8 protein-coding genes and 1 pseudogene are annotated in these 6,940 nt (G+C 68.7%); 6 read left to right on the top strand and 3 right to left on the bottom strand.

Annotated elements, in window-relative coordinates:
- Positions 1-217 precede the first annotated feature (217 nt).
- Complete coding sequence (locus VFX99_RS00350) at positions 218-1,312, top strand: NAD(P)-binding domain-containing protein (RefSeq protein WP_329664333.1); 1,095 nt, start codon at positions 218-220, stop codon at positions 1,310-1,312.
- A 147-nt stretch (positions 1,313-1,459) separates the two neighbouring features.
- Positions 1,460-1,957: a DUF427 domain-containing protein gene (locus VFX99_RS00345; RefSeq protein WP_329664332.1), complete on the top strand. Its 498-nt coding sequence runs from the start codon at positions 1,460-1,462 to the stop codon at positions 1,955-1,957.
- 10 nt (positions 1,958-1,967) lie between these two features.
- Here VFX99_RS00345 and VFX99_RS00340 read toward each other — a convergent pair whose 3' ends face one another.
- A complete protein-coding gene (locus tag VFX99_RS00340; RefSeq protein WP_329664331.1) occupies positions 1,968-2,699 on the bottom strand; it encodes an LON peptidase substrate-binding domain-containing protein in 732 nt (243 codons plus the stop codon).
- Positions 2,700-2,752: 53 nt separating this feature from the next.
- Positions 2,753-3,535: an SDR family oxidoreductase gene (locus VFX99_RS00335; protein ID WP_329664330.1), complete on the bottom strand. Its 783-nt coding sequence runs from the start codon at positions 3,533-3,535 to the stop codon at positions 2,753-2,755.
- Positions 3,536-3,608: 73 nt separating this feature from the next.
- On the opposite strand from VFX99_RS00335, the gene VFX99_RS00330 reads away from it, so the two are divergent.
- Positions 3,609-4,022, top strand: a complete 414-nt coding sequence (locus VFX99_RS00330; protein WP_329664329.1) for an EVE domain-containing protein — start codon at positions 3,609-3,611, stop codon at positions 4,020-4,022.
- A gap of 7 nt (positions 4,023-4,029) precedes the next feature.
- Here the strand turns inward: VFX99_RS00330 and VFX99_RS00325 are convergent, their stop codons facing one another.
- On the bottom strand, positions 4,030-4,815 hold the full coding sequence (locus VFX99_RS00325) for a hypothetical protein (RefSeq protein WP_329664328.1): 786 nt from the start codon (positions 4,813-4,815) through the stop codon (positions 4,030-4,032).
- Positions 4,816-5,167: 352 nt separating this feature from the next.
- On the opposite strand from VFX99_RS00325, the gene mmuM reads away from it, so the two are divergent.
- The 3 genes and pseudogenes from mmuM to VFX99_RS00310 form a co-directional block, all read left to right on the top strand.
- Complete coding sequence (mmuM, locus tag VFX99_RS00320; RefSeq protein WP_329664327.1) at positions 5,168-6,115, top strand: homocysteine S-methyltransferase; 948 nt, start codon at positions 5,168-5,170, stop codon at positions 6,113-6,115.
- Complete coding sequence (locus tag VFX99_RS00315; protein WP_329664326.1) at positions 6,100-6,741, top strand: NAD(P)H-binding protein; 642 nt, start codon at positions 6,100-6,102, stop codon at positions 6,739-6,741. The genes mmuM and VFX99_RS00315 overlap by 16 nt, the downstream gene beginning before the upstream one ends.
- Positions 6,738-6,940, top strand: a pseudogene (locus VFX99_RS00310) (molecular chaperone DnaK); the annotation flags it as partial. The gene VFX99_RS00315 and the pseudogene VFX99_RS00310, both read left to right, overlap by 4 nt.

Genomic DNA, 6,940 nt, shown 5'->3' with positions numbered 1-6,940 from the left:
TGGGGGGACTCGCCGGCGGTTGGCCGCATCCGCCGAGGCCGACGGCCAGAAGCGCGACGGCAGTCAGACCAATGGCGAGCGACATACATGTCCGTGGTGCCATGAGTGAGCGCCTTCCCTGGGCGCGGATCGACCTGTGCGTAATCTAGCGGAGCAGGTTCCGGGCGACCAGGGTGCCCCGGGGAATCTGCGCCGTCCTCATAACGTGGACCCGTGCGTGGAACCCGCGCTCGTCGACGTCGTCGTAATCGGCGCGGGGCAGGCGGGTCTGTCGGCCGGATACCACCTCAGGCGGCGCGGGTTGGTACCGTCCCGGGGTGCCACGCCAGGCGACGAGACCTTCGTCCTGCTCGATTCGAACGAGCAGGCCGGGGGAGCGTGGCAGCACAGGTGGGAATCGCTGCGGATGGCGACTGTCAACGGCATCCACGAGCTGCCCGGGTTTCCGGTGCCGCCAGCCGATCCGGATGCGTCCAGCCGCGACATCCTCCCGCCGTACTTCTCGGCATACGAGGATCGCTATGCCCTCGACGTGCAGCGGCCGGTTCGCGTGAATGCGGTCCGCCGCGCCGACGACTGTGCCGATGGACGTCTGCTCGTCGAGACCGACCGAGGCTCGTGGGCTGCGCGCTACGTCATCAACGCCACCGGAACGTGGACCCGCCCGTTCTGGCCGCACTACCCCGGCCAGAGTCGCTTTCGGGGTCGCCAGCTGCATGTCGCCGACTACGTCTCCGCCGAAGACTTCGCCGGTCAGCGGGTCATCGTGGTCGGCGCCGGGATCTCGGCCGTGCAGCTGCTCGATGAGGTCTCTCGTGTGGCCGAGACCGTCTGGATGACACGGCGCGAACCCGAATGGAGCGACGAGGCCTTCGACCTCGCCGCGCGCATCGCCGCGATAGCAGGAGTCGAGGAGCGCGTCCGGCAGGGCCTGCCCCCGGGCAGCGTCATATCGGTGACGGGCATGCACTGGACACCCTGGGCACGGGAGGCGCAGGCGCGCGGAGTGCTGGTGCGACACCCGATGTTCGCCTCGATCGAGGAGGGCGGCGTCCGCATGCCCGACGGATCCTTCATCGAAGCCGATGCCATCCTCTGGGCGACCGGATTCCGGCCGGCGCTGGACCATCTCGCGCCGCTGCGCGTGCGAACTCCCGAGGGTGGGATCCGGGTGGCGAACACGCGCGCCGTCGACGAGCCTCGGCTGTTCCTCATCGGGTACGGGCCGTCTCAGTCCACGGTCGGAGCCAGTCGCGCCGGTCGCGCCGCGGTGCGCGCGATCCTCGACGATCGGGCGGCGATCGCGGCCTGAGGACGACGGGTTGGGGTCCGACCTAAGCTGGCCAGCGACCGGTCGGGAGGAGTGGCCATGTCGTTCGGCTCGGTGGTCGTTGGCTGTATGTCGACGGCGAGGTCGGCTGACGGCCCTCGCCCTGGAATTCGTGCGTAGCGTGGAGGGATGTCGCGTCCTGCCCCCCATCCCGTCGCCGCCGGCCAGGAATCGGTCTGGGATTATCCTCGTCCGCCGCGCATCGAAACAGTCGACCGGCGTGTGACGATCGACCTCGGCGGAGAGCGGATCCTCGACACGTCGGATGTCGTCCGCGTTTTGGAGACCAGTCATCCGCCGGTCTACTACGTCCCGATCGCGGCCTTCTCGGACGGCAGCCTGCTGCCCGCGCGCGGTTCGTCGTTCTGCGAGTTCAAGGGATCGGCGCGGTACTTCGATGTGCACGGTGGCGATCGGACGGCGCAGGGAGCGGGATGGAACTATCCGACTCCCGCTCGTGGCTACGAGCTCCTGGCCGACCGCGTCGCGGTCTACGCGGGGAAGATGGATCGCTGCACCGTGGACGGCGAAGAGGTCGTGCCACAGCCGGGCGGCTTCTACGGCGGCTGGGTGACATCGGACATCGTCGGGCCCTTCAAGGGCGAGCCCGGGACGATGGGCTGGTAGCGGGACACGCTCACGCCCGGGGCGGCGTGTCGTCGCCGGACGCGGCGTCCGGGTCGTCGTCCTCGTTGCGACCCTGATCCGTCCGCGCGTCCTCGTCCAGCAGGTCGGCCAGCGCTGCATCGAACTCATCGCCCCGCGGTGCGCTCGTCAGGAGCGGTTCTGCGGCCAGGGTCAGGTCGATGAGCTCCCGAAGGAGGCCTCCGACGGTCGTCGAGCGCAGCAGGCGGAACTGATCGAGCTGACCGAGCGGGGCGATCGCCGCCAGCTGCCAGCTCGATTCGAGCGGATCGTCGGATAGTTCGATGTTGGGGTCCCACTGGACCTCGGCGAATTCGGCCGCGCGCGAGAGCACACGCCGGACGATTCGCTCGGCCTCACCCCGCAGAGGAATGAGCGCGTCATCCCAGACGAGCGAGGGCAGCTCGCGAACCGTCGCCGTCGGGTACGGCTCATCGTCGCGCCATTCGTCGACTTCGACGCGTGAGCCTCCGACCGCGATGAGGTGGATGTCGCTCTCGCCCGCCATCACGTTGGTGATCCGCGCCATGGTCCCGATGCGGAAACGCTGCTCACCGCCGCCCGCCTCGCTTCCGCGCTCGATGAGCACCACGCCGAACTGGGGGTCATCGTCGTCGAGCAGTCGGCCGAGCATCACGAGGTAGCGCTCTTCGAAGATCCGCAGCGCCAGTGGCGTGTGCGGAAACAGGACCGCACCGAGTGGGAACATCGCGACGTTCGCCATGCCTCCAGTCAACCAGCGTTGGCGATGGAGTGGCCGAGAAACTCCAACCAGATCTACCCGAGCGCTCGGCCGGCCATGGCGAGCGCGAGACGCCTGGGCACGATGCCGGCGAGCTTCGCGGCGACCGCATTCATGCGCCCGGAGACGAAGCTGGGCGGGGTATTCGAGCGGTCGAGCTCATGGAGGGTGCGCGATACGACCTGCTCCGCAGTCTGGTAGGTCGCGCCCCGGTACCCCTTCTGTCCGAGCACATCGAAGAACTCGGTCCGCGTCGCACCGGGACTGACCGCGAGCACCGTGAGCGGCGTCTCGCGTGTCTCGTAGGCGAGCGCTTCGGTGAAGCTGAGCACGAATGCCTTGGTCGCGCCGTAGGCCGCCATGTTCGGGCACGGCTGGTACGCGCCGTTGCTCGCGATGTTCACGAGCGCGCCGTCACCGCGCACGAGCTGGGGGAGCAGTCGACGTGTCAGCGCGACCAGCGTGTTGACGTTGAGCTGGACCATGGCCGCCACGCGGTCGGGATCCGACTCGATGAACGGGCCTTTCATGCCGAATCCGGCGTTGTTGATGAGCGTCTGGATGTTCAGCCCGCGCTCCTCGAGCGCTCGGGTCAGTTCGGCGGCAGAATCGGGACGACCGAGGTCGAGTGGGAGCACGGTGACGCGAACCCTGTGCGCGCCCTCGACGCGCTCGGCGAGTTCCCGGAGGCGATCTTCGCGGCGCGCGACGAGCACGAGATCCGCGCCGCGCGCGGCGAACTGAGTGGCGAACTCGATGCCGAGTCCGGCGCTGGCACCCGTGATGAGGGCCGTGGTGCCGCGATAGGTGATGGTCATGGTTTCAGGGTACGCATCGACTCCGACTCTGATCCGGGGTCGCACTGTCGGCGCGAAGCGTTAGCCTCCGGGCATGGCCGCATGGATCAACACCGTCAGCCGCAGCCACGTGCAGCGAGGAGTCGCGGGTGGTTTCACACAGGCGAATCACGGCAAACCGCACATGCTCCAGCGGATGCGACGCGGCGACTGGATCGTGTTCTACTCGCCGCGCACCGAGCATCCCGACGGCGATCCGGTTCAGGCGTTCACTGCGATCGGCGAGGTTGCAGACGACGAGCCGTATCAGTCCGACGTGTCGGATGACTTCCACCCGTGGCGCCGGAAGGTGGCGTTCCTGACTGCTCGCGAGGCCCCGATCCGTCCACTGCTGGACGACCTGGACTTCGTCGAGGACAAGAGTCGTTGGGGCTACAAGTTCCGGTACGGCGTCTTCGAGATCTCAGAACACGATCTCGCTGTGATCCGGGCAGCAATGCTGGGCTGACGCCCACTCACCCGGGAGCCGACCAGTACAGGTCGTAGTCGTAGCCGATCGTCGTGCGGACGCTCCCGCCCGAGTCGAGCGGGGCATCGACGATCGTGTGGAAGGTGACTGTTTCTCCGTGGGTCATGGCGTCCAGCTCGGTCACGCCGACATAGCCGTCGGGGAGGATCAAGTACTCCTGCTCGAGCGGGGTGCCCGCGGCGGTCATCCACGTCACCGCAACGTTCCACTCGTAGTCGATCCACGGATCGACCGTCTCGAGACCGACGTAGGTGAGGGTGACCGGGATTCCGGTGTACGTCCCGGTCTCGGGCGTGGGGTTGAAGAGATCCTCGGCCGCAAGGTCGACGGTCACGTCGACGGGGGCTCCGACGGTCAGCTCCCACACCGGATCGCCGGTCACGGCATCCGAGATGGTGACGACTTCGCCGTAGGGATAGGGAGCCGCGACCGTCCCGCGGCTGCCATCGCTGCCGTCGGTGGGCTCGCCCTCGACCGGCGGAACGAACGGATCAGGTGTCGGAATCGGCTGAGGGGCGAAGGGCTCGTCATCGCGGAACAGGTCGCCCGTCATCCCCAGGCCGAAGATCGCCGTGATGACCCAGGCCATGATCCCGCCGGCGACCGCGAGGACGATCGCAGCGATGGCGAGACCCTTGCCGCCCTGGCGGCGATTCGCGATCGCGATGATGCCGAGGACGATGGCGGCGATCAGGATCGGGCCCGATGCGAACGCGAAAGGCCCCGTGAACGCGACGAAGACCCCTGCCAAGGCGGCGATGAGTGCCAGCACGGCCAACGTGGTGGGGCGCTCAGCAATAGGAGGCGGGTTCGGCGAGTACGAGTACGGGTATGGTCCGCTCGGCCGACTCTGGAGCGCCGGATTCGGTTCGGGTGGCGCGCCGGGATAACGCTGGATGATGGCCGGCACTCCGGCATACGGCGGTCGAGCGGCGTACGGAGGAGGTGGCGCCGGTGGCGGGGTCCTGCCCGGCGCGTGGGGATCCTGCGCGCCACCGTCGGCCGGCGGGACATCTGCCATGGCGTCTCCCTGCGGGGCCCGCTGCACGAGGGCCCGGCGTTCGCAGTGTATCCGTGACTCGTTCCCGCCCACAGGTGGGAGCGGAGATACCTAGACTGACGCGGTGAGCTCCTTCAGCGATGCGGTCGCGGCGGGTCCGATCGTTCTCGACGGCGGACTCGGAACGCTGCTCGAAGCGCACGGTCACGATCTCTCGTCTTCGCTGTGGTCGGCGCGACTGCTCCGGGACGATCCTGAGGCGATCCGCCGTGCTCACGCCGAGTTCTTCGCCGCGGGCGCCCGAGTCGCGATCACCTCCTCATATCAGGTGAGCTACTCGGGCATGGATGCCGCCGGCGCCAGTCACGCGGAGGTCGACGCGATCCTCTCCCGAAGCGTGCAGCTGGCGCGCGATGCCCGTGATGAGGCGGGGCTGGAGCCCGACGCGGCGTGGGTCGCGGCATCCGTCGGCCCGTTCGGCGCCGCGCGCGCGGACGGCAGCGAGTACACGGGCGTCTACGGACTGACCGTGTCGCAGCTGCGGGAGTGGCATCGTCCGCGTCTCCACGCGCTTGCCGCCGCTGAGCCGGACGCGATCGCAGTCGAGACCGTGCCTTCGCTCGCGGAGGTCGAGGCTGTGTGTATCGAGCTGGAGGCGGTCGGCATCCCGGCGTGGATCAGCACGACGATCTCGCATGGGGCGCTGCGTTCGGGTGATTCGCTCGCCGAGGCGTTCGCGCTCGCCGGTGCTGCGCCCGGCGTCATCGCGGTCGGCGTCAATTGCTGCGAGGCGACCGAGGTGGGCGACGCACTCGCAAAGGCCGCCGTCACCGGCTTGCCGGGTGTCGCCTACCCGAACAGCGGCGAGCGCTGGAATGCCGAGACCCGGCAGTGGTCTGGGGAGGCCGTCGGCATCGCCTCGCGGGCGGGGGACTGGGTCGCCCGCGGCGGACGCCTCATCGGGGGATGCTGTCGTGTGCGCCCGGACGAGATAGCCGAAGTGGCGCGCTCGGTCTCGCTGCTGCGTAGCGTGGATGCGAACCCCGGGAGGTACACATGGCCCGCATCCTGATCATCGGCGGTCACGGCAAGGTGGCGCTGCTGCTCGCTCCGCTGCTCGTGGATCGCGGCGATGACGTGACCAGCATCATTCGCAACCCTGCCCACGCCGCAGACGTCTCAGCGACCGGTGCAGCACCGGTCGTGGCTGACATCGAAAATCTCGCCGCAGCCGAGCTCGCCACCCTGTTTGCCGGCCACGATGCGATCGTGTGGTCTGCGGGCGCCGGCGGCGGCAACCCTGCGCGCACATACGCGGTCGACCGCGACGCCGCGATCCGCTCGATGGATGCCGCATCCTCCGCGGCTGTGGACCGCTACGTGATGGTGTCCTATTTCGGGGCCCGGCAGGATCACGGAGTTGCGCCGGACGACCCATTCCACGCGTACGCCGACGCGAAGGCGGCGGCCGACGACCACCTGCGCAGGAGCGCGCTCTCGTGGACCGTGCTCGGGCCGAGTTCGCTCACGCTCGGCGACCCCACGGGCCGGATCGACGTGACTTCGACGGAATCGGGGTCGGTGAGCAGAGCGGATGTCGCGGCCGTCGTCGCCGTGACGCTCGTCGAAGACGCGACGATCGGCCGCACGATCCGGTTCAACAGCGGAACCGTGCCCATCGCCGAGGCGATCAGATGACGGCAGACTTCCAGGCGCTGATCGACGGCCGACGACGGGACCTCCAGACTCGACTGCAGTCGGTGCTATCCCAGCTCGCGGCGATCCGGGACGCGCGCAGCGGTGCCACCGACGACGACGAGCACGATCCCGAGGGCTCCACGCTGTCGACCGAGTGGTCTCGTGCGGAAGGCCGGCGTGCCGACGTGACGCGTGAACT

This window comes from Microbacterium sp. (assembly GCF_036277215.1).
Lineage (GTDB): Bacteria > Actinomycetota > Actinomycetes > Actinomycetales > Microbacteriaceae > Microbacterium.
Note: the sequence above shows the minus strand (reverse complement) of the source record. Positions and strands in the feature narration are given on the sequence as shown.